The 19750-nt window shown below is 66.7% G+C and carries 24 protein-coding genes; 6 read left to right on the top strand and 18 right to left on the bottom strand.

All coding sequences use genetic code 11. The features are described from left to right. The 3 genes from ACQCSU_RS13630 to ACQCSU_RS13620 all read left to right on the top strand — a co-directional run bounded on the left by ACQCSU_RS13630 (position 1) and on the right by ACQCSU_RS13620 (position 2371). Positions 1-1002 carry an amino acid ABC transporter permease gene (locus ACQCSU_RS13630; protein WP_426979794.1) on the top strand — a complete coding sequence of 334 codons (1002 nt, stop codon included), beginning with the start codon at positions 1-3 and terminating at the stop codon, positions 1000-1002. Next, a complete protein-coding gene (locus ACQCSU_RS13625; protein ID WP_354247642.1) occupies positions 999-1787 on the top strand; it encodes an amino acid ABC transporter ATP-binding protein in 789 nt (262 codons plus the stop codon). Before ACQCSU_RS13630 ends, ACQCSU_RS13625 begins: the two co-directional genes overlap by 4 nt. Positions 1788-1942: 155 nt before the next feature. Further along, positions 1943-2371, top strand: coding sequence for a DUF1761 domain-containing protein (locus ACQCSU_RS13620; RefSeq protein ID WP_426975836.1), 429 nt, complete (start codon positions 1943-1945; stop codon positions 2369-2371). Between the two features lie 65 nt (positions 2372-2436). Here ACQCSU_RS13620 and ACQCSU_RS13615 read toward each other — a convergent pair whose 3' ends face one another. Further along, positions 2437-3015: a helix-turn-helix domain-containing protein gene (locus ACQCSU_RS13615; RefSeq protein WP_426975835.1), complete on the bottom strand. Its 579-nt coding sequence runs from the start codon at positions 3013-3015 to the stop codon at positions 2437-2439. A 78-nt stretch (positions 3016-3093) separates the two neighbouring features. On the opposite strand from ACQCSU_RS13615, the gene ACQCSU_RS13610 reads away from it, so the two are divergent. Further along, positions 3094-4068 carry an NAD(P)/FAD-dependent oxidoreductase gene (locus ACQCSU_RS13610; RefSeq protein ID WP_426975834.1) on the top strand — a complete coding sequence of 325 codons (975 nt, stop codon included), beginning with the start codon at positions 3094-3096 and terminating at the stop codon, positions 4066-4068. A gap of 31 nt (positions 4069-4099) precedes the next feature. On the opposite strand, the gene ACQCSU_RS13605 is transcribed toward ACQCSU_RS13610, so the two are convergent. The 4 genes from ACQCSU_RS13605 to ACQCSU_RS13590 all read right to left on the bottom strand — a co-directional run bounded on the left by ACQCSU_RS13605 (position 4100) and on the right by ACQCSU_RS13590 (position 8525). Beyond that, positions 4100-4879 carry an enoyl-CoA hydratase gene (locus ACQCSU_RS13605; RefSeq protein WP_426975833.1) on the bottom strand — a complete coding sequence of 260 codons (780 nt, stop codon included), beginning with the start codon at positions 4877-4879 and terminating at the stop codon, positions 4100-4102. Positions 4880-4940: 61 nt separating this feature from the next. After that, positions 4941-5813, bottom strand: coding sequence for a 3-hydroxyisobutyrate dehydrogenase (gene mmsB / locus ACQCSU_RS13600; RefSeq protein ID WP_426979793.1), 873 nt, complete (start codon positions 5811-5813; stop codon positions 4941-4943). Positions 5814-5904: 91 nt separating this feature from the next. After that, complete coding sequence (locus tag ACQCSU_RS13595; RefSeq protein ID WP_426975832.1) at positions 5905-7026, bottom strand: enoyl-CoA hydratase/isomerase family protein; 1122 nt, start codon at positions 7024-7026, stop codon at positions 5905-5907. Further along, positions 7026-8525, bottom strand: coding sequence for a CoA-acylating methylmalonate-semialdehyde dehydrogenase (locus ACQCSU_RS13590; RefSeq protein ID WP_426975831.1), 1500 nt, complete (start codon positions 8523-8525; stop codon positions 7026-7028). Before ACQCSU_RS13590 ends, ACQCSU_RS13595 begins: the two co-directional genes overlap by 1 nt. Positions 8526-8657: 132 nt before the next feature. On the opposite strand from ACQCSU_RS13590, the gene ACQCSU_RS13585 reads away from it, so the two are divergent. Both ACQCSU_RS13585 and ACQCSU_RS13580 read left to right on the top strand, forming a co-directional pair. Next, positions 8658-9464 carry an exodeoxyribonuclease III gene (locus ACQCSU_RS13585; RefSeq protein WP_426975830.1) on the top strand — a complete coding sequence of 269 codons (807 nt, stop codon included), beginning with the start codon at positions 8658-8660 and terminating at the stop codon, positions 9462-9464. Positions 9465-9495: 31 nt separating this feature from the next. Then, a complete protein-coding gene (locus tag ACQCSU_RS13580) occupies positions 9496-10431 on the top strand; it encodes a hypothetical protein (protein WP_426975829.1) in 936 nt (311 codons plus the stop codon). Positions 10432-10459: 28 nt separating this feature from the next. On the opposite strand, the gene ACQCSU_RS13575 is transcribed toward ACQCSU_RS13580, so the two are convergent. The 13 genes from ACQCSU_RS13575 to ACQCSU_RS13515 all read right to left on the bottom strand — a co-directional run bounded on the left by ACQCSU_RS13575 (position 10460) and on the right by ACQCSU_RS13515 (position 19457). Beyond that, positions 10460-11527: a LacI family DNA-binding transcriptional regulator gene (locus tag ACQCSU_RS13575; protein ID WP_426975828.1), complete on the bottom strand. Its 1068-nt coding sequence runs from the start codon at positions 11525-11527 to the stop codon at positions 10460-10462. Positions 11528-11609: 82 nt separating this feature from the next. After that, positions 11610-11864, bottom strand: a complete 255-nt coding sequence (locus tag ACQCSU_RS13570; protein WP_426975827.1) for a hypothetical protein — start codon at positions 11862-11864, stop codon at positions 11610-11612. A 10-nt stretch (positions 11865-11874) separates the two neighbouring features. Beyond that, positions 11875-12762 (bottom strand): carbohydrate ABC transporter permease, encoded by an 888-nt coding sequence (locus ACQCSU_RS13565; RefSeq protein ID WP_426975826.1) that lies wholly within the window; start codon positions 12760-12762, stop codon positions 11875-11877. Continuing rightward, on the bottom strand, positions 12759-13796 hold the full coding sequence (locus ACQCSU_RS13560) for a carbohydrate ABC transporter permease (RefSeq protein ID WP_426975825.1): 1038 nt from the start codon (positions 13794-13796) through the stop codon (positions 12759-12761). The genes ACQCSU_RS13565 and ACQCSU_RS13560 overlap by 4 nt, the downstream gene beginning before the upstream one ends. 6 nt (positions 13797-13802) lie before the next feature. Continuing rightward, a complete protein-coding gene (locus ACQCSU_RS13555; protein WP_426975824.1) occupies positions 13803-15089 on the bottom strand; it encodes an ABC transporter substrate-binding protein in 1287 nt (428 codons plus the stop codon). A gap of 222 nt (positions 15090-15311) precedes the next feature. After that, positions 15312-15923: a hypothetical protein gene (locus ACQCSU_RS13550; RefSeq protein WP_426975823.1), complete on the bottom strand. Its 612-nt coding sequence runs from the start codon at positions 15921-15923 to the stop codon at positions 15312-15314. Continuing rightward, complete coding sequence (locus ACQCSU_RS13545) at positions 15920-16582, bottom strand: DUF6286 domain-containing protein (protein WP_426975822.1); 663 nt, start codon at positions 16580-16582, stop codon at positions 15920-15922. Before ACQCSU_RS13545 ends, ACQCSU_RS13550 begins: the two co-directional genes overlap by 4 nt. Then, complete coding sequence (locus ACQCSU_RS13540; RefSeq protein WP_426975821.1) at positions 16579-16962, bottom strand: hypothetical protein; 384 nt, start codon at positions 16960-16962, stop codon at positions 16579-16581. Before ACQCSU_RS13540 ends, ACQCSU_RS13545 begins: the two co-directional genes overlap by 4 nt. Further along, the gene (locus tag ACQCSU_RS13535; protein WP_426975820.1) at positions 16959-17150 is read right to left on the bottom strand and encodes a hypothetical protein; all 192 of its coding nucleotides are present in this window, start codon (positions 17148-17150) and stop codon (positions 16959-16961) included. The genes ACQCSU_RS13540 and ACQCSU_RS13535 overlap by 4 nt, the downstream gene beginning before the upstream one ends. Next, a complete protein-coding gene (locus ACQCSU_RS13530; protein ID WP_426975819.1) occupies positions 17147-17608 on the bottom strand; it encodes an Asp23/Gls24 family envelope stress response protein in 462 nt (153 codons plus the stop codon). The genes ACQCSU_RS13535 and ACQCSU_RS13530 overlap by 4 nt, the downstream gene beginning before the upstream one ends. A gap of 172 nt (positions 17609-17780) precedes the next feature. Then, positions 17781-17933, bottom strand: a complete 153-nt coding sequence (locus tag ACQCSU_RS13525; RefSeq protein WP_426975818.1) for a hypothetical protein — start codon at positions 17931-17933, stop codon at positions 17781-17783. Positions 17934-18465: 532 nt separating this feature from the next. Continuing rightward, the gene (locus ACQCSU_RS13520; RefSeq protein WP_426975817.1) at positions 18466-18921 is read right to left on the bottom strand and encodes a hypothetical protein; all 456 of its coding nucleotides are present in this window, start codon (positions 18919-18921) and stop codon (positions 18466-18468) included. 401 nt (positions 18922-19322) lie between these two features. Continuing rightward, the gene (locus ACQCSU_RS13515; RefSeq protein WP_426975816.1) at positions 19323-19457 is read right to left on the bottom strand and encodes a hypothetical protein; all 135 of its coding nucleotides are present in this window, start codon (positions 19455-19457) and stop codon (positions 19323-19325) included. Positions 19458-19750: the final 293 nt, after the last annotated feature.

Here is a 19750-nt window from a genome sequence, read left to right as displayed (position 1 = left end):
CTGACGCAGGGCGAGACCACAACCGTCCAGCCCGGGCAACGACGCCGGGGACCGGAACTCATCAACGCCGTTCCGGTCCGGCACCCCGGCCGATGGGCCGCGGGCGCTGTCATCCTGCTGTTCGCCGCCATCATGGCCCAGAGCGTGTTCACCAACGCCAACTTCCGCTGGGAGACGGTGGGGAAGTACCTCCTGGACGTTCTGGTGGTCCAAGGCATCGGCTGGACGCTGCTCCTGACGGTGCTCTCGATGGTAATCGCCATTGTGCTGGCCGTGCTGCTCGCCTTCATGCGCCAGTCCGACAACCCGCTGTTCCGGGGCGTGAGCTGGGCCTGGGTCTGGTTCTTCCGCGGAACGCCGGTCTACACCCAGCTCGTCTTCTGGGGCCTCATTTCGGTGCTCTATCCCAAGATCGCCGTGGGCGTTCCGTTCGGGCCCGAGCTGTTCAGCTTCAGCACACAGGACGTGATCACCGCCTTCGTGGCGGCGGTCCTGGGGCTGGGGCTGAACGAGTCCGCGTACCTTGCCGAGATCTTCAGGGCGGGCCTGAAATCGGTCGACCCCGGCCAGATGGAGGCCGCCGAGGCTTTGGGCATGCGCAAGTCCAAGATCATGTGGCGCATCATCCTGCCCCAGGCCATGCGCGTGATCGTGCCCCCGACCGGCAATGAAACCATCGGAATGCTCAAGACCACCTCGCTGGTCCTTGCAGTGCCTTTCACCCTGGATCTGACGTTCGCCACCAATGGAATCGCCAACAGGAGCTACCTGCCCATTCCCCTGCTGATCGTCGCCGCGGTCTGGTACCTCGTCATCACCAGCGTTCTCATGGTGGGTCAGTTCTACATCGAACGCCACTTCGGCAAGGGTGTGGACAACCTCGTTCCCGCGCCGGTCAAACCCTTACAAGCCCCCGCCAGCGCCGTCGCCGCCCCGGCAGCCCCGGCAGCCCACGCACCCCACGCACCCCACGCACCCCGGAAAGAGGATGAGGTTCTGTGACCATCACCAGTGACGTCGTGACGAAGGAAGCCCTCGTCCGGATTGACGGGGTCCACAAGTACTTTGGCAGCCACCATGTGCTCCGCGGCATTGACATGACAGTCCGGCAGGGTGAGGTTTCAGTGCTGATCGGGCCGTCCGGGTCCGGGAAGTCCACGCTTCTGCGCTGCATCAACATGCTCGAGACCATCAGCGCCGGCCGGATCCGCGTCAGCGATGACCTCATCGGTTTCCGCGAAAGCCGCGGGCGCCTCCATGACCTCACCACCAAGGAGATAGCAGCGCAGCGGCGGGACATCGGCATGGTGTTCCAGAAGTTCAACCTCTTCGCCCACCGTACCGCGCTGCAGAACATCATCGAGGCACCCACCCAGGTCAAAGGACAATCCAAGGTGAAGGCCCGGGCGAGGGCCATGGAGCTGCTGGACAGGGTGGGCCTGGCCAACCACGCCAATCACTATCCCGCCCAGCTCTCGGGCGGCCAGCAGCAGCGCGTGGCCATTGCCCGTGCACTGGCTATGGACCCGGAACTGATGCTTTTCGACGAGCCCACGTCCGCCCTCGACCCCGAACTGGTGGGTGATGTCCTCAACGTGATGAAGGACCTGGCCAAGTCCGGCATGACCATGATCGTGGTGACCCACGAGATCGGCTTCGCCCGGGAGGTCGGTGACACGCTGACCTTCATGGACGGCGGCGTCGTCGTCGAAAGCGGCGACCCGCGCCAGCTGATCGCTGACCCCCAGCATGCCCGGACCCGGGAGTTCCTTTCAAAGGTCCTGTGAGATCCCGGCCTGCTTCCGCTGCAACGGCGGGAGGCATCGGCGGCTGAGGTCAGACACCAAGCGCCGTCTGGCCGTGAACGCGGCCCGGCCGTCCCCTAGACTTCGGTGGAGCGGAGCGTTCGGATGGAACGTGCCTGGGACCTGAGGAGAACACAATGATTCCGGAAATCAACTTCTGGGCGGTACTGGTGGCCACGCTGTCCAGCATGGTCGTGGGCTCCGTCTGGTACACGCCCAAGGTGTTCGGCAACTACTGGATGCGCGTCGCCAAGGTCACCCCGAGCGGCAATTCACGGGACGCCGTCAAGCCCATTCTGGTCACCCTCGTGGTCAGCTTCGTCAGTGCCTGGGTCCTTGCCGGTTCCGCCGCCATCTCCCAGCACTTCTACGGCGGAAATTTCCTTCCCAACACCCTGATCACGGCCACCATTCTCTGGGCCGGTTTCACTGCGGCCCGCTTCATCACCCACGATGCCTTCGAGGGCCGCCCCGCCCGCCTGACGCTCCTGAACTGCGCCCACGAACTGGCCACCTTTGAGGTCATGGCCCTCATCATCGGCCTGTTCGGGATCAGCGCGGCGTAGCCTGCCCGCTCCCCGACAGCTACCGGCGGAGCCGCTCCCGCGGCCCTGCTCAACTTCGGCCCTGCTCAGCCGCGGGCCGGCTTCGCGCGGACGTGCATTCTCTCGCCCTGGCGCCCAAAGAGGCTGATGAACTCCACCGGCCGGGTGTCCGCCCGGCCGAACCAATGCGGGATCCGCGTGTCGAACTCTGCCGCTTCGCCGGGAGGCAGCACGATGTCCTGGTCCCCGAGCACCAGCCGCAGCTTGCCGTTGAGCACGTAAATCCATTCGTAGCCCTCATGGACCTGGGGTGTCGGCTCCTCTGGACCACCTGCGTTCAGGACGAGCTTGTAGGCCTGCACGCCACCGGGCCGGCGGGTCAGCGGCACAATGGTCATCCTCTTATTGATGATGGGCCGCAGGTGAACCCGCGGATCCCCGGTTGTGGGCGCACCCACCAGTTCGTCCAGCGGAACCTGGTGCGCTTTGGCCAGGGGCAAGAGCAGTTCCAGATTGGGCCGCCGCTGTCCCGATTCCAGCCGGGAGAGCGTGCTGACCGAGATACCCGTGACCGTCGAAAGCGCAGACAGGGTGGTGTCGCGGCTGATCCGCAGGGCGCGGAGCCGCGGACCGACGGCTGCGAGGACATCATCAAGTTCATCCATGCTTTCAGTTTGCCACTTCAGCAAAGAAGGTTGCCACCGTCCGAGCCGCCACCGACGATGGATGTGGAGGTAAGAAAAATGACAGAAATGAACAACACATTGGTGGACGTCGTCATTGTTGGCGGTGGTGCAGCCGGCTTGAATGCGGCCCAGATGCTGGGCCGGTCACGCCGGTCGGTACTGGTGGTGGACGGCGGTGAACCCCGGAATGCACCGGCCGACGCGGTGCACGGCTTCCTGTCCCGCGACGGGATCAGCCCTGCCGAGCTGTACCGGATTGGCCGCGCCGAGGCGGAGTCCTACGGCTGCCGGTTCCTCAACGGGCAGGTGGTTGGCGTCACCGGCTCCAAGGGCCGCTTTTCGGTAGCGCTGGAGGACGGAAGCATGGTCCGCGGCCGCCGGCTCCTCATCGCCACCGGGCTGGTGGACGAACTGCCGGACATACCGGGTTTGCGTGAACGCTGGGGCAAGGATGTCCTGCACTGCCCCTACTGCCACGGCTGGGAAGTCCGGGACCAGGCCATTGGCATCCTTGCCACCGGACCGCTCGCGGCCCATCAGGCACTACTTTTCCGGCAGTGGAGCGCCAACGTCACGCTGTTCCTCAATAACGCCCTGCAGCCCACGGACGTCGAACTGGACCAGCTGGCAGCGCGCGGCATTACGGTGGTTGACGGCCGCGTGGACTCCCTTCGCGTGGAGCGGGACAGGCTGACCGGAGTCGCGTTGATCGGCGGCAGCGTCGTGGCAGTGGACGCCGTGGTGACGGCACCCCGATTCATGGCACGGACCGCTGCCTTTGCGGAGCTGGGACTCAAGGCCGTCCAACACCTGACCGGAATGGGCGAACACCTCGAAACCGACGACGACGGAGCCACCGGCGTGCCCGGGGTGTGGGCGGCAGGCAACGTCACCGATCTCCGCGCGCAGGTGCTGTCCTCGGCAGCCGCCGGGGCGTGGGCCGGCGTCGGCATCAATGCGGACCTGATGGCGGAGGAACTGGCGGAAGCCGTCGCGGTGTGGACAGGCCGGGCCGCCGCCGTTACCGGCTGAGCCGCTCCCGGAGCCCCGCCGCGAAAGCTGCCTAGCGGTGGTTGAATTCCGGCTGGCGCTTCTCGCTGAAGGCCGCCATGCCTTCCTTCTGGTCCTCGGTGGCGAACAACGAATGGAACACGCGTCGTTCAAACAGGACGCCCTGGGCCAGCCCGGTCTCGAAAGCCACGTTGACCGCTTCCTTCGCCACCATCGCCACCGGCTTGGACTTGGAGGCGATCACCTCTGCAGCCTTCAGCGCCTCCTCGACTACATCCGCGGAGGCCACCACGCGGGACACCAAGCCGGAGCGTTCCGCTTCCTCGGCGTCCATGAAGCGCCCGGTCAGGATCATGTCCATCGCCTTGGCCTTGCCCACCGCCCGCGTCAGTCGCTGCGAGCCGCCCATGCCGGGCAGCACGCCCAGGTTGATTTCCGGCTGGCCGAACTTGGCGTTGTCCCCGGCGATGATGAAATCGCACATCATCGCGAGCTCGCAGCCGCCGCCCAGGGCGAACCCGGAGACCGCCGCCACGACGGGGATCCGGAGCCTGGTGAAGTCCTCCCACCCACGGAACCAGTCTGCGGCATACATGTCCATGTAGCCCTTGGACTGCATTTCCTTGATGTCTGCCCCGGCGGCGAAGGCCTTCGCCGAGCCGGTCACCACCACAGCGCCCACCTGGGGGTCCGCGTCCAGAGCGGTGACGGCAGCCACCAGTTCGTCCATGGTGGCCTTGTTGAGGGCATTGAGCGCCTCGGGCCGGTTGAGCGTCACGAGACCCACGCGGCCGCGGCGCTCCACCAGGATGTTTGCGTACTGCTCCGTCATTCGTGTCCCCTTTCGGGTTGTCTTTCGGATGGTCTTGATTCAGAGCTGGTGGGCCGGGCCGCTAGTGCGCGGACTTGTCCCGGATGTCCGTGATGATGCCGGAGAAGTCCCGGCCGGCACCGCCCTCTGCGGCAAAAGTATCGTAGATTTCGGAGGCAAGCGGTCCCAGCCGGGCGGCGACGCCGGTGCTTTCGAGGGCGTTGAGCGCCAGCTTGAGGTCCTTCGCCATCAGTGCACCCGCGAATCCGGGCTGGTAGTCCCGGTTGGCAGGGCTCGTGGGGACCGGTCCCGGCACGGGGCAGTTGGTGGTCAGCGCCCAGCACTGTCCCGAGGCCGCGGAGGCGACGTCGAACAGCGCCTGGTGCGTCAGCCCGAGCTTCTCACCGAGCACGAAGGCCTCGCTGACCGCGATCATGGAGACCCCGAGGATCAGGTTGTTGCAGATTTTTGCCGCCTGTCCCGCGCCGTGCTCCCCGCAGTGGACCACGCGCTTGCCCATGACTTCAAGCATCGGCCTCACCGCCTCGAAGTCCTCCGGCAGCGCGCCGACCATGAACGTCAGGGTGCCGGCTTCGGCCCCCACAACACCGCCGGAGACGGGGGCGTCCACGGAGCGGTGGCCGGCGGCGACGGCCAGCCCGGCGGCCTCGCGGGCCTCGTCCACGTTGATCGTGGAGCAGTCCAGGAATAGCGTGCCGGCCGGCGCGGTCGCCAGCAGCCCGGGTTGCCCGCCCGTGCCGCGGTAGGCATCCAGGACGTGCTTGCCGCTGGGCAGCATGGTCAGTACGACGGCGGCACCCGCCACCGCTTCGGCCGCGGTGGCCGCGGTCGCGACGCCATGCGCCCGGGCGGTGTCGATCGCCGCCGGTACGACGTCGAACCCGGTCACGGCGTAGCCTGCCTTGACCAGGTTGATGGCCATCGGTCCGCCCATGTGGCCGAGGCCCAGGAACGCGATGGAGCCCGCGTCCGGCGTGGTCCCGGACGGCGCTGGGTCAGGCTGCACTGTTTCAGCCTGTAGTTTTTCAGACATGGTCTGTCTCCTTTGAAGCCAGTTTGAGTTCGCGGTCGCCCAGCGGCGCAAAGTAGGACTCGACGTCGTCGCGGCTGACCTCCGCGAGTGTGGCGGGCTGCCAGTGCGGATTGCGGTCCTTGTCCACCACCTGGGCCCGGATGCCCTCGCGGAAGTCGGGGCCGGCCAGGAAGCGCAGGCCCACCCGGTACTCCTGCTCGAGGGCTTCCTCCAGGCTCAGCCCACGGACGCGCCGCAGGGATTCCAGCGCCACCTTCACGGCAGTCGGCGACTTGGCCGCGATCGTGTCGGCCGCCTCGGCGGCCTCCCCGGCCCCTTCTCCGTCCGCTCCTCCCTCAAAGGCGCGCAGCCGGCGCAGGATCTCCTCGGCGTCGTCGCCGGAGTAGCAGGCGTCAATCCACTCCTGCTGTTGCGCCAGTGTCGAGGGTGGAGCCTGTTCCGTGAAGCGTACGACGGCGGCGTCCGCCGTCTCACTCTCCAGCGCCACCGCCAGTTCAGCCAGGCGTCCGGATGCCACGAAGTGGTCCGCCAGCCCCAGGAACAGCGCGTCGGCACCGCTCAGGTGAGCGCCGGTCAGCCCGGCGTGGGTGCCGGACTCCCCCGGCGAACGGGAGAGCAGCAGGGTCCCGCCGACGTCGGGCACGAAGCCGATCGTGGTTTCGGGCATGCCCATCCGGGTGCGTTCCGTGACGATCCGGACCGAGCCGTGCGCGGAAATGCCCACGCCGCCGCCGAGGACCAGGCCGTCCATGAAGGCCACATAAGGTTTGGGGTAGCCGGAGATGATGGAATTCAACCGGTACTCCTCCGCCCAGAAGTCCGCGGTGGCATGGCCGCCGTCGAGCATGTCCCGGTAGATGGCCACAATGTCCCCGCCCGCGCACAGGCCCCGCCCGCCGGCGCCGCGGACCAGCACGGTGGCCACGGCGTCGTCGTCGGCCCACTGCGTGAGCTGCTTCAGCATGGCCGAGGCCATGCCCGCGGTGAGCGCATTGACCGCCGTGGGCCGGTTCAGGGTGACGATGCCGAGGCGGCCGCGCTTTTCAAAAAGAACTTCGTCGAACAGGACCTCAGCGGCCGGCTCGGAGACTTCCTCGGCGTGCTTCCCCGCCATCAGCTGCCTTCCGGCATCACGAAGCTCGCGCCCTGGCGGATGCCCGAGGGCCAGCGGGTGGTGACCGTCTTGGTCTTGGTGTAGAAGCGGAAGGCGTCGGCGCCGTGCTGGTTGAGGTCCCCGAAGCCCGAGGCCTTCCAGCCGCCGAAGCTGAAGTAGGCGATCGGCACCGGGATGGGGACGTTGATGCCCACCATGCCCACCTGGACCCGGCTGGCGAAGTCCCGGGCGGCGTCGCCGTCGCGCGTGAAGATCGCGACGCCGTTGCCGAATTCGTGCTCGCTGCAGAGCCGGAGGGCTTCGTCGTAGTCAGCGGCGCGGAGGACGCTCAGCACGGGGCCGAAGATCTCTTCCTTGTAGATCTTCATGTCCTTGGTGACGTTGTCGAAGAGCGTGGGTCCCACCCAGAAACCGCCGTCGTAGCCCTCGACCTTGAGGCCGCGGCCGTCCGTGAGGAGCGTGGCGCCTTCGTCGACGCCGGACTGGATGTAGCCTTCGATCCGTTCCTTGGCGGAGCCGGCCACTACCGGGCCGAAGTCCGAGTCCTTGGCCAGGCTGTGGCCCACCTTGAGGGTCTTCATCCGTTCCTGCAGCTTGGCGACGAGCTCGTTGGCGGTTTCCTCGCCCACCGGGACGGCTACGGAGATGGCCATGCAGCGTTCGCCGGCGGACGCGAAGCCGGCGCCGATCAGGGCGTCCGCGGCCATGTCCAGGTCGGCGTCCGGCATGATCACCATGTGGTTCTTCGCCCCACCGAAGCACTGGGCGCGTTTCCCGTTCGCCGCGGCGGTGGCGTAGATGTACTGGGCGATGGGCGTTGAACCGACGAAGCCGATCGCCTGGACCCGGGGGTCCTCCAGCAGCGCATCCACGGCTTCCTTGTCCCCGTTGACCACGTTGAAGACGCCGTCGGGCAGGCCCGCCTCGGTGAAGAGCTCCGCCAGGCGGAGCGGCACGGAGGGATCCCGTTCGGAGGGCTTGAGGATGAAGGAGTTGCCGGCGGCGAGGGCCGGGCCGGACTTCCACAGCGGGATCATCGCCGGGAAGTTGAACGGCGTGATGCCGGCAACGACGCCGAGCGGCTGGCGCATCGAGTGCACGTCGATGCCTGTCCCGGCACTGTCCGAGAACTCGCCCTTGAGCAGGTGCGGGGCGCCGGCGGCGAACTCCACGACTTCGATGCCGCGCTGGATGTCACCCTTGGCGTCCGGGAAGGTCTTGCCGTGCTCGGAGGACAGCAGGGTGGCGAGCTCGTCCATGTTCTCGTTGACGAGGTCGACGAACTTGAGCAGGATCCGGCCGCGCCGCTGCGGGTTCATGGCGGCCCATTCGAGCTGGCCCTTTTCCGCACTGGCAATCGCGTTGCGCACTTCCTCGGCGCTGGCCAGCGGCAACCTGGCCTGGACTTCGCCGGTGCAGGGATCGTAGACGTCACTGAAGCGCCCCGAGGTGCCCTCCACCCGCTGACCGTCAATGTAATGGGATAGTTCGCGAACCATGGTCGAATGCTCCTTTGCATGTGATCCAGATCATCTCTGGTGCTGAATATACTCGGACTTCCTACTAATTTCCAGAGAGCCGCCTGTCCCCGGCAGCAACGCCTGGCAGCCAAGTTCGGTAAGTTAGGGAGTGTGAAGATTGCTACTTGGAATGTGAACTCCCTCCGCGCCCGAGCCGACCGCGTGGAAGCCTGGCTTCAGCGCACCGACTGCGACGTCCTGGCCATCCAGGAAACCAAGTGCAAGGACGACAACTTCCCGTGGGAGCTGTTCGAGAACCTGGGCTACGAGGTGGCACACTTCGGCCTGAGCCAGTGGAACGGCGTAGCGATTGCCTCCCGGGTGGGTCTTGCCGACGTAGAACGAACCTTCATCGACCAGCCGGTCTTCGGCAAGAGCGGCAAAGACGCCGTGCAGGAGGCCCGGGCAATCGGCGCCACCTGCGGCGGCATCCGCGTCTGGAGCCTCTACGTGCCCAACGGCCGGGCCCTCGACGACGAGCACATGCCCTACAAACTGAGCTGGCTGGACACGCTGAAGACGCATGCCCAGGGCTGGGTCAAGGATGATCCCGAAGCACTGATCGCGCTGATGGGCGACTGGAACATCGCCCCGCAGGACGATGATGTCTGGGACATCGACTATTTCCGTGCCGAGGGCCTCACCCACGTCAGTGCGCCGGAACGGGCGGCCTTCCACGCCTTCGAAGACGCCGGATTCCAGGACGTCGTGCGCCCGTACACCCCCGGCCCCGGCGTCTACACCTACTGGGACTACACCCAGCTGCGCTTCCCGAAGAAGGAAGGCATGCGGATCGACTTCGTCCTGGCCTCCGCGCCCCTGGCCGCACGCGTCACCGGCGCGGCGATCGACCGCGAGGAGCGCAAAGGCAAGGGCGCCTCGGACCACGCCCCGGTCATCGTGGAGCTGAGCGACTGATGACCCCGGACCACCGAAGCGGCGTGCTCCGATGACGGGCAACCTCTACCGGGGACAGGCCGGCCTGCCGTTCTTTTCCGCGCTGCGGATCTATGAGCCGCTGGAAGCCTACCCGGCGGACCAGCAGGACACCCTGCGGACGGCCGGGGCCCGGGGCGCGTCCCGTGCGGCGGTGGAAAACGCCGAACTGCTCGCTTCCCTCGGCCGGATCACCCGCGCCGGCGGGGATCCGTTCCCCACCGGACGGACCGACCTGGTCCGGGTTGTCGCCGCACCGCCCCGGGACGGCACGGCCCACGCCGCCCCGTCCGCCGCGGGTGCCGGCACCGAAGCCGGTACCGGCGCTGCGCCGTCGGACGGCGGCACCCCGGACAGGCTGCTGTATTGCCCGAGCCAGCTGGTGCTCCGCGCCGGGCTCGCCGCAAACGCCCTGATGGAGGGGATCCACGGACCCCTGGCCCAGCTGCTGATCCCGGAAGAGCAGCGCGACAAGCATCAGGAACGCATCGATGAGGTGCGGGCACACGCCGGGCTGGGCCGGGTCCACACCCGGGCATCGACCTGGGGCATCCCGTTCAGCTGGTTCTGCCTGTTCCAGGAATCGGACCCCACAGACGTGGTGGAATCCGAGGGGCATATCGTCACCGTGCGGATCCGTGCCGGCATCCGCGAATCGCTGGAGAGGGTCCGCTATGCAGTGGGACATCTGGCACTGGCCGCCCCGGACCTGGACATGCTCGAGGACCTGACCCAGCTCACCGAATGGCTCGAGCTCTTCCACCCGGGCTCCGTGGTGGAACTCGACTACGGTGCGGTGGCGGACAAGGTCTACCCGGACGACTCACCCCTTGATGTGAGGCTGGGCATCGAGTGCCTGGCCGAGGGCGATATGACCGGCGCGGCCGCAGCGTACCGCCGGCTGGCGTCCCGCTGGATTCCCATCCGGCAGCTCGCACGCGCCTCCTGATCAGCCGTCCCGGACGCGCTGCCGCCTCCTAGGTGGCCGGGTCCCCGGACCGCGGCGGCGCCGTCGTACGCCTGACGATCAGCCGGTGCGGCGCAATGGTCGAGCGGACGGCGCCGGCCATGCCGTCGAGCTCGTCCAGCAGCATTTTCGTCCCCAGCTCGGCCTGCTCGTCGGGGCTCTGCCCGACCGTGGTGAGACCCATGGCATCGGCGAAGTCATGGTCGTCGATTCCGATCACGGAGAGGTCCTGCGGAACCCGGACCCCCCACCGGTTCGCCTCGAAAATCACTCCCATGGCCATCTCGTCCGAAGCGCAGAAGATGGCGGTGGGCTTCGGACCGGGGCGGTCCCAGAGCCGGTTGAACGCGTCCTGGCCGCTTCGTACGGTGAAATCCCCCCACTCGTCCCACTCGGGACGGACCGCCAGCCCGGCATCGGCCATCACTTCCTGGAAGGCCCTGATCCGGACCCTCGGGACGTCGAAATTCAGGTCGGTCTCGTCATCGCCGTGCAGCAAGGCGATGTCCCGGTGCCCTAGACCAATGAGGTGGCGCACGGCCGTGGCGGCTGCGGCGTAGTCGTCAATGCCTACGTAGGGGCAGTCCTCCACATGTCCGCCCACGATGACGAGGGGGATGTCGATCTTCTGGAGGTGCTCGATTTCTTCGTGCGTCAGGGCCATACAGAGGACCAGGAGCGCGTCGATCTGCTTGTAGACCATGGTCTTGCTGAAGAGCCGCTCACGGTTGCTTCCGTGGCCGCCCAGATTAAAAAGGGAGAGGTTGTACTGGCGGGCGTGCAGTTCCCGATCCGCGCCCTCAATCGCTTTGGAGAAGAACCAGCGGCTGACGAAAGGTGCCAGCACGCCGATGGTCTTGGTGCGCCCCGTGGCCAGGCCGGAAGCCGAGGAGGAGGCCACGTAGCCCAGTGCTTCAGCGATGCCCAGGATCTTCTCCCGGGTGGCCGGTGAAACCCTGGGCAGGCCGCGGACAGCCCGGGACACGGTGGCGGTGGAGACTCCTGCCGCGGCTGCCACGTCCTCAATGCTGACGCCGGAGTGGCCGCCGCGCTGGGCCCTCGCATTTGTCCGTACCACCGTGTCCCCTTGCCTGCTATCCGCGGGATCGACTGAGCTTGCCGCCCGGGCGGTTGCCAGACCTTTCAAAGCACTCCCGCCCTCAGCGGCGTCGGGCAGCCGTACGGCCGGGCAGCCGCCGTCGCAATCTGATCATTCCGTACAGGGCGGCCAGACTCGCCAGCAGACCCAGGGCCCAACCAAGGGCAGGCTGAGCGGTCACCTCCATCCAGACAGTGACCGCCAGCAGCACCATGGCCCAGAAGCCGAGGAATCCGATGATGATGTCGAAGTCCTCGCCGGAACGTACCTTGCGGTGCACCCCGGCCACGTGGCCCTGGTTCTGCTTGCCGGTCATAACGCAGCCGTCACTTGACCGCGCCGGCCGTCAGGCCGGCCACGATCTTGCGCTGGAACACCAGCACCAGGATGACCAGCGGAATGGTCACAATGGTGCCCGCAGCCATGATCGCCGTGTACGGGACCTGGTTGGGCTGTGCGCCCGCGAAGCTGGCAATGGCCACGGTGACCGGCTGCGTCGCGTCGCTGGAGAGCTGGCTGGCGATCAGGAATTCATTCCAGGAGGAGATGAACGCCAGGATGGCCGTGGTGAAGATGGCTGGCGCCGCCAACGGCATGATGACCTTCCTGAACGCCTGTCCCTGCGTGCAGCCGTCCACCCGCGCCGATTCCTCCAGCTCCCAGGGCATCTCCCGGAAGAAGGACGTCATGGTGTAGACGGTCAGCGGCAGCACGAACGAGATGTTCGGGATGATCAGCGCCTGGTACGTGCCGATCCAGCCGATATTGGTGAACAGCTGGAACAACGGCGTGATGAGGGCGACGCCCGGGAACATCGAGGCGCCCAGGATGAAACCCAGCACGAGGTACTTGAACCGGAAGTTCAAGCGGGCAAGCGCGTAGGCGGCAAACACGCCGATCAGCAGCGAAATCAGGGTGACGACGACGCCGATGAACACACTGTTGAGCAGCGCCTGTCCGAAGCGGTTGCCGAACGACGTGTCGAACGCCGTCTTGAAGTTGTCCAGCGTCACGTGGGTCGGCAGCAGCGAGGTGTCGTAGGTGAAGCCGACGTCGCGAAACGCCGTCACAACCATCCAGTAGGCCGGAGCCAGGCACCAGATCAGGATCACTGCGGCGCTGACGTACGTGCGTCCCTGGGCCCGCTTTTCGCGGTTCTGGGCGGTCTTCCGTCCCCGGTCCTGCTCTGCGCGTAGCTCGGTCGCGGCGGTCATTTCTTCCCCTTACCGGTGGCGCCGCTCTGTTCCACGACGTTCGCTCCGAGGAAGCGCACGAAGATGAAAGCGACAAGAAAGATGATGATGAAGGTGATGGTGGACAATGCCGCGGCCGCGTTGAAGCCCTGCCTGATCTGGTTGATCACCAGGATCGAGAGCGTGGTGGTGTTGTTGGCTCCGCCCGTCAGGATGTACGGGAGGTCGAACATACGGAGTGCATCCAGGGTGCGGAAGAGGATGGCCACCATCAGCGCCGGCTTCACCAGCGGCAGGGTAATCAGCCGGAACCGCTGCCAGGCCGAGGCGCCGTCGACCCTGGCCGCCTCGTAAACCTCGGCGGGAATCATCTGCAGGCCGGCAAGGATCAGCAGCGCCATGAACGGAGTGGTCTTCCAGGTATCCGCGATGATCACTGCCCATTTGGCCGGCCATTCGCTGCCGGTCCACAGGATGCTGGTGTTGAAGAGCTTGTTGGCGATGCCTTCGAAGGCGAAGATGAACAGCCACAGCTTGGCAGTAACGGCGGTGGGGATGGCCCACGGCACCAGGACGGCGGCGCGGACCAGGCTGCGGCCCTTGAAGGTCCGGGCCATGATGATCGCCATCCAGAACCCCATCACGGTCTCCAGCGCCACGGTGACGACGGTGAAGAAGAAGGTCGTCGCTGTGGCGGACCAGAACTGCGCACCGAGCGTTCCCGGCGGGCAGGCCAGGGTTCCGCCGCCCGGAGCGGCACATTGCTGGGCAATCCAGTTGACGTAGTTCGAGATGCCGGCCGGCCCGCCCTCGGTGAAGAGGCCGGTGGCGGGGTCCAGTCCGGCGTCCTTCTGGAAGGACATGATGATGGCGCTGACGATCGGGTAGACAATCACGATCGCGAGCGCGAGAACGGTGGGGGCCAGCAGCCAGGCCGCCCACCGGCCCTGGCTCGCAATAGCGTTGTCTTCCCCCACGCCCTTGGGTGCGTGATGGATCTCAGTCCCGCCCGACGCCGGCTTTTTTACCGGCGCCGGGCCCAATTCGGTTGCCATGGCTGACTACTTGGACTGGGTTTCGATGGACTTCTGCATGTCAGACAGTGCGGCGTCGACTGCCTTCTCACCCTTGATCGCGGCGTAGGCGTTCTCCTGGATGGCCTTGGTGACCGCCGGGTAGAACGGGGTGACGGGGCGCGGCACGGCGTTCTCGATCGAGGTCTTCAGGACCGGCAGGTACGGCAGCTTGGCGACGAGCTCCGGGTCGTCATAGAGGCTGCCGAGCACCGGGGCGAGCGAACCCTGGGTTGCGTAGAATTTCTGGGTCTCCTCAGAGGTGAGGTACTTCAGGAAGTCCAGTGCCGTGGCCTTGTTCTTCGAGTAGACGCTGACCGCCGCGCTGTGGCCGCCGAGCGACGATGCGCCCGGTCCGTCCTTACCCGGGAGGGCGGCCATGCCCAGAACGTCCTTGACCTTCGAGGAACCTTCAGTCGTGGCCAGGTTGTAGACGTAGGGCCAGTTGCGGAGGAACAGCAGCTTGCCGTCCTGGAACGCCTGGCGGCTCTCCTCCTCCTGGAAGGTGATGGCTTCCTTCGGGATGTTGCCGTCGGCGTAGGCCTTCGCAAGGTTTCCGAGGCCTGCCTTTGCCTCGGGCGTGTTCAGGCTCGGCTTGCCGTCCTTGTCCAGCACGGACCCGCCGGCAGAGTTGATCGCCTCGGAGGCGTTGACCGTGAGGCCCTCATACTTCTTGAACTGACCGGAGTAGCAGCCGATGTTGTTGGCCGTAGCGATGGAGCACATGCTCATCATCTCGTCCCAGGTTTTCGGGGCCGTGGGAACCAGGTCCTTGCGGTAGTACAGGATGCCGCCGTCGGAGTTCTGCGGCGCGGCGTACAGGGTGCCCTTGTAGGAGGCACTCTCAACCGTCGGCTTCAACATCTTCGAGGTGTCGAGCGTCATCTTGTCCTTGAGCGGCTGCAGCCAGCCCTTGGCGGCGAACTCGGCGGTCCAGACGACGTCGACGGTCGCGACGTCGTAGCCGGCGTCCTTGGCCTGGAAGTGCTGGACCAGGTCGTCATGCTGCTGGTCGGCGTTGTCCGTCTGCTCCTTGAACGTGACCTTCTCGTTCGGGTGGGCCGCGTTCCACTTTTCGATCAGCGGACGGACGACGTTGCTGTTGTCCTTGCCCTGAACGTAGGTGATGGGGCCACGCCCATCCAGACCCTGCGCGGCGTCGCCGCCGGCGCCACCGGCACTGGTGCCGCCGCCCCCTCCGCCACCACAGGCTGAAAGGGTCAGGGCCAGAACGCCTGCCGTGGCTACTGGAAGTAGGAATTTAGGGGTTTTCATACTGGGGGGCTCCTCGCTGAGTACCGGTAAAAAAGCGGTGCAGTTGGTGTGGTGACCATCACAGTAATCACCATGCGGTGCGGAATGCAAGCGTTTACATGACTCTTTACCAAAAGGAGATGCATTTCATGCAGGCCGTTTCCCGCTCCAGTCCGGCGTTATCGGCAGGACTGGGCCGGTGCGGCACCGGACGCGAAGGTTTGCACAGACTTCACCAGCGTCTCAGCGGACGCGTTCTGCCCGGCCGAACCTGGACCGCGCTCCCGAACCGATGTGGATGAGCACGGGGGTGCGTTTGCCGAGCACGGAGTCGAGCGCCTCAACGAGGGCGGACACTTCGGCGGCCAGCGTATGCGGGGCCACGCCCTGGCGCGGTTGCACGCGGATCTTCAGGGCCGGTTCGCCGCGGACCTCATAGGTGGCGACGGTGGCTCCGGCGAGGTCCGGACGGTCGGCCAGCGCTGCCCGGAGCGCTTGCTCGGCGACCCCGCTGCCGATCCGGACATTTCCGGGCACCTCGCCCGGATCCTCTTCGGCCACCAGCAGGTTGGCCCGGCCCTTGCCCTGTTGGGCGGCCCAGGCCACCATGGCCCCGATCACCACCACCAGCAGCAGCACCAGCACAATCCACAGCCAACTCTCCTGGCGCCCGGGGAAGCGCGTGCGCCCGAAGAGGTCACGCCAGTTGCTCCAGGCCCCGGCGGACCAGCCCCGCCACCAGGAGGCGACGGCCGGCACGGTGGCCAGCAGCATCAGCAGCGTGCCGATGGCAAGGAGTTTGATTCCCAGAATGCCGATCAGGATCCGGTTGAGGAGTCTGGGGGTGCCGTTCATGCGCCGATCACTCCCGCCGAGGCCACATTAATCCGGACCTCCGGCATCGGGGACGGCCCCATCTCCCGGAGTTCGTTCTGGACCGCCGCCAGCACGGCATCCGCGCTCAGCGGGACCCCGGAGGTAGGGCGGACATTGACGAGTACGCGGCTTCGCGACACGATCACCATCACCTGTTCTGGCGTCACGTTGGCGGCCAGCCGCGCCCGGCGCGCCAGCGCGGAGGCGATCACTTCGTCGTCCACGACGACGGCGGCGCGGCGGTCCCGCAGCAGGTGGCGGGCCCGGCGGCCTGGCAGCACGGCATTGAGGAAGAAAAACAAGCCGACCATGACCAGCACCGCGCCGAGGGCGCCGAGCAGCAGCGGCGGGACCCCGCTGGGGAGCGCCACGAGCTGCTCCGCGGCGGTTTCCGGATCCACGAGCCATGGCGGCTGCCCGACGGCGCGGACTGCTGTTTCCAGGAGGGCGTAGCCGCACAGCGCAATCACGAGGACGGCGGCGATGACGGCTGCCACGGCCCGTGAGGAACGGGTTTCGCGCTTGAGGATCCAGTCCATGCCCGCGGCTCCAGTCCCCGCCGGGGTCCGTGTCCCGGCCCCGGGGCCGCCCGGGCCTGCGTCGTGCCCGGGGTTCCTGCGGTCCGTATCGTGGCTCACCGGACCCGCCTTCCTTCCCTCACGCTGGCACCGCTGATCCGGATGTCCACCCGGCTCAGCTGGGCGCCGCTCAGCTCCGTCACGCGCCGCAGGATCGTGGCTTTGGCGGCCACGGTCCGGTCCCAGATGGAGCCGCCGAAGCCTGCCACCCGGCCCGGGTCCCGGAGAACTGCCGACAGCGAGGGCACGGTGATCGGGGCGACGAGGGACAACGCCAGCAGGCCGTCGTCGTCGGACCACTCGGCGCGCACCTCCTGCGGCGCCACGCCGAGGGCCTCTGCCGCGGCTGCCCGTGCCACGCTGGTCAGGGCCTGGGTGCTGATCCGGTTGTGGCCGACAAGCGCCCTGCCGTGGACCGCCGCCCCAGCCGCGCTGCTCATGAGGAGGAGCGCCGGCCCGTGAGGGCGTCGAGCACGCTGCGCAGGTCCAGTTTCCCTTCCGCTGCACGGCCCAGCAGGGCTCCGATGCCCATGAACAGCAAGGAGCCGAGGAACCCCCACGCGCCAAACTGGAAGGACATGAACGCCAGGAAGGCGCCGGCTGCGATCCCAACAACGGTCAGATTCACTGGATTGCCTCCCTCATGGACCGGGCTTCACCGGGAGCAGGCGGCTTCGCCGGGCCGGGCACGTACACGTCATGGATCTCGATGTTAACCTCAATGACCTGCAGCCCGACAAGCTCCTCAACGGCTGCGTAGACGGCGGCACGGACCTGGTCTGCCAGGGCATGGAGGGGTGTGCCGTAGATCGCTACGAGGTCAATGTCCACGGCCACCTGGGTTTCGCCGACTTCGGCACGGACGCCGGCGGCGTGGTCCGAACTGCCGACGGCATCGCGGATGGCCCCGAGGGCGCGGGACGGTCCGGAGCCAAGGGAATAGACGCCAGGAACCGAGCGGGCGGCGATCCCGGCAACCTTCGCGACGGCGGCCTCGGAAATGATGGTGCGTCCGCCGCCTCCCGGCGCGGCTGCGGGCAGCTCCGGAACGGAACCCGCTATGGGCTCGGAATTCGGGTATTCCATGAGGCACTCCCCCTTCTCGTTGACACCACCCTAGCCCCTGCCTGCGACAAGGTGACCGCATGCCGCGGGATGGCCGAAAAGTCGGGACCTGTACCGGTTATCAGGACGCGGGGCACCAGGGGCCGGGTTCCAGTGCCCGGGTTCCAGTGGCCGGGTTCCAGTGGCCGGGCCGTCAGCAGTGGGCCTGGAGCCAGGCATCAATGGGTGCGATGGCCTTGTCGAACTCCTCGGTGTTGAACTTCGAGTAGTCCTGGCCGGCGTCGTCCGCGATGGACGTCAGCTTGTCGAAGGAATCCTTGAGCTCGGCAGGCACCTGGCCCTGCATCTTCGCCAGCGCCTCCTTGGCTTTCTCGACATCGGCAGGACCAGCACGGACAGCACCGTAGCGCTGACCGCACCACAGGCCTCCGCAATGCTGCCGAAGCCCCCCAGCCCGCCGTCGCCCGGGGCTGCGCTGGCCTCCGCACTCCTGTCAGCGCCCGGCGTGGCAGTGTCCAATGTCGCCGCAGGCGAGGAGGAGACGCTGGTGGCGGGGGAAGCCGGCGTCGGGGTGGACGTTACCGGGCTGGACGTTCCAGGGCTGGACGCCGGGCCCGACTGCGCCGGGCCCGACGGCGCCGGGCCGGAGCACGCTGCGAGGGCCAGTGCGAGGACTGCGGCCCCTGCGTTAAAGCCCCGACGACGATTCTGCGACGTGATCTGTCCCATGCCAGCCCCTTCACGGAATTCCGGTGACACTCAGCAGGGCAAGGCTACTGCCGGAGGAACGCCGCTGAACAGGCCCGGACACCCCGTGAGGACAAGCCCGGTGAGGACAACCCGGTGAGGACAACCGGTGCTGGGAGGTTCCGGGCAGCCTAGGTGCAGTTGGCAGCGAGCCAGCCCTGCACCGGGGCCATGGCCTCCTGGAGCTTGCCGCTGGAGAAGACGGTCTGGTCCTTCACCCCGGCGACCGCTACCTGGGTGAGCTTGGCGAAGTCGGCCTTGACGCTGTCCGGGACCCGCTCCGCGGTCCGGCTCAGTTCCGTCTTGGACTGCTCCAGCTCGGCTGTCTTTCCCTGCGCCGCCGAGAGCGGCAGCAGGGTGGCGCCGGTGGCCTGTTCTGAAATCGTGGCGCAGGCTTCCGCCGCGGTCGGGAAGTCGCCATAGGGTCCGGATGACTTGCTGGGACTCGGTGTCGCAGAGGAGGGAGCGGCGCTGGCGGCCGCGGCCGACGGCGAGCTGCCGGCTTCCGGCGCGGAGCACGAGGTGAGCGCCAGGGCGGCGAAGAGGGCGGTTACGGTCAGAGGGCGTGCAATGTTCTTAAGAATCACGGTTCAGGAATCACTTTTCCGGTAGAGATTGCACCGCCGGCCCGGTCGGGCGGCCGGCGGCATTGGCGTTCTTTCCCCAGCATCCGAGTCTAGCCCGGCCGGCAGTGAAGTCTCCAAGCAGCGTCCGGCGGCAGAAGCAGGGCCGCTGCATCCAGCAGGATCCGGAGCCGGAGAATCTCCTGAGCGGCTCTGGCTTTCGGCGCGGAGGACCCATCGAGGCGGCTTAAAGAAGAAAAGCACCAGTTCTAAAAGAACTGATGCTTCCCAGTGGTGGCTCCGACCGGCGTCGATCCGGTGACCTTTCGATTTTCAGTCGAACGCTGAATCGGCGTACATCCCAACGATGGCGAGGAAGCCTCTCTCCCTACCAGAGGTTTACCAGAGGAGACCTCCGAGTCGCGTCATTCGATCAGCGCATCCAGGCCGGCCGCAGCTTTGAAGAAGTCGTCATCGAACAGTTCGCCGCAGGTGTTGATCGTTGTAGTGCCGTCCTTGTGACTGGCTATACGCTGCACATGCTTTACATTCTTGGTCACGGACAGATACGCGCTCCGCGTCGACGTCGTCACCGTCAACGACAGCACCGCCACGATCAGGATTGACCCGGTTTCGTGCTCCGCCAGGGCCGCCCAGTTGACGTCGTTGTCGAGCCGGACCGGTCCCCGGCAGTCTCAGAGCACTTTGGGTCGCATGTTCTTTGACAATGCGTCCATGTAACGGGTGACCGTTCCGGGTGACCCATGCACGGATGCAAACCCCAGCTTGGATCTATTTCGCAATCGGCACCACCGACCAAGTATCGGACCGTTTCCTGGGGTCTCCGTGATCT

It is taken from the genome of Pseudarthrobacter sp. O4 (assembly GCF_050157025.1).
Taxonomy (GTDB): domain Bacteria; phylum Actinomycetota; class Actinomycetes; order Actinomycetales; family Micrococcaceae; genus Arthrobacter.
The sequence above is the reverse complement of the archived record's forward strand: the minus strand, read 5'-3'. Positions and strand labels throughout refer to the sequence as shown.

Bases quoted from the DNA above. Each gene is read 5' to 3' on its own strand.
- ACQCSU_RS13595 (WP_426975832.1), bottom strand. From the start codon at position 7,026: ATGGCGGGGAAGCACGCCGAGGAAGTCTCCGAGCCGGCCGCTGAGGTC.
- ACQCSU_RS13530 (WP_426975819.1), bottom strand. From the start codon at position 17,608: ATGGAATACCCGAATTCCGAGCCCATAGCGGGTTCCGTTCCGGAGCTG.
- ACQCSU_RS13565 (WP_426975826.1), bottom strand. From the start codon at position 12,762: ATGACCGCCGCGACCGAGCTACGCGCAGAGCAGGACCGGGGACGGAAG.
- ACQCSU_RS13540 (WP_426975821.1), bottom strand. From the start codon at position 16,962: ATGAGCAGCGCGGCTGGGGCGGCGGTCCACGGCAGGGCGCTTGTCGGC.
- ACQCSU_RS13620 (WP_426975836.1), top strand. From the start codon at position 1,943: ATGATTCCGGAAATCAACTTCTGGGCGGTACTGGTGGCCACGCTGTCC.
- ACQCSU_RS13550 (WP_426975823.1), bottom strand. From the start codon at position 15,923: ATGAACGGCACCCCCAGACTCCTCAACCGGATCCTGATCGGCATTCTG.
- ACQCSU_RS13560 (WP_426975825.1), bottom strand. From the start codon at position 13,796: ATGGCAACCGAATTGGGCCCGGCGCCGGTAAAAAAGCCGGCGTCGGGC.
- ACQCSU_RS13610 (WP_426975834.1), top strand. From the start codon at position 3,094: ATGACAGAAATGAACAACACATTGGTGGACGTCGTCATTGTTGGCGGT.
- ACQCSU_RS13580 (WP_426975829.1), top strand. From the start codon at position 9,496: ATGACGGGCAACCTCTACCGGGGACAGGCCGGCCTGCCGTTCTTTTCC.
- mmsB (WP_426979793.1), bottom strand. From the start codon at position 5,813: ATGGGCGGACCGATGGCCATCAACCTGGTCAAGGCAGGCTACGCCGTG.
- ACQCSU_RS13590 (WP_426975831.1), bottom strand. From the start codon at position 8,525: ATGGTTCGCGAACTATCCCATTACATTGACGGTCAGCGGGTGGAGGGC.
- ACQCSU_RS13525 (WP_426975818.1), bottom strand. From the start codon at position 17,933: ATGCAGGGCCAGGTGCCTGCCGAGCTCAAGGATTCCTTCGACAAGCTG.
- ACQCSU_RS13615 (WP_426975835.1), bottom strand. From the start codon at position 3,015: ATGGATGAACTTGATGATGTCCTCGCAGCCGTCGGTCCGCGGCTCCGC.
- ACQCSU_RS13570 (WP_426975827.1), bottom strand. From the start codon at position 11,864: ATGACCGGCAAGCAGAACCAGGGCCACGTGGCCGGGGTGCACCGCAAG.
- ACQCSU_RS13605 (WP_426975833.1), bottom strand. From the start codon at position 4,879: ATGACGGAGCAGTACGCAAACATCCTGGTGGAGCGCCGCGGCCGCGTG.
- ACQCSU_RS13555 (WP_426975824.1), bottom strand. From the start codon at position 15,089: ATGAAAACCCCTAAATTCCTACTTCCAGTAGCCACGGCAGGCGTTCTG.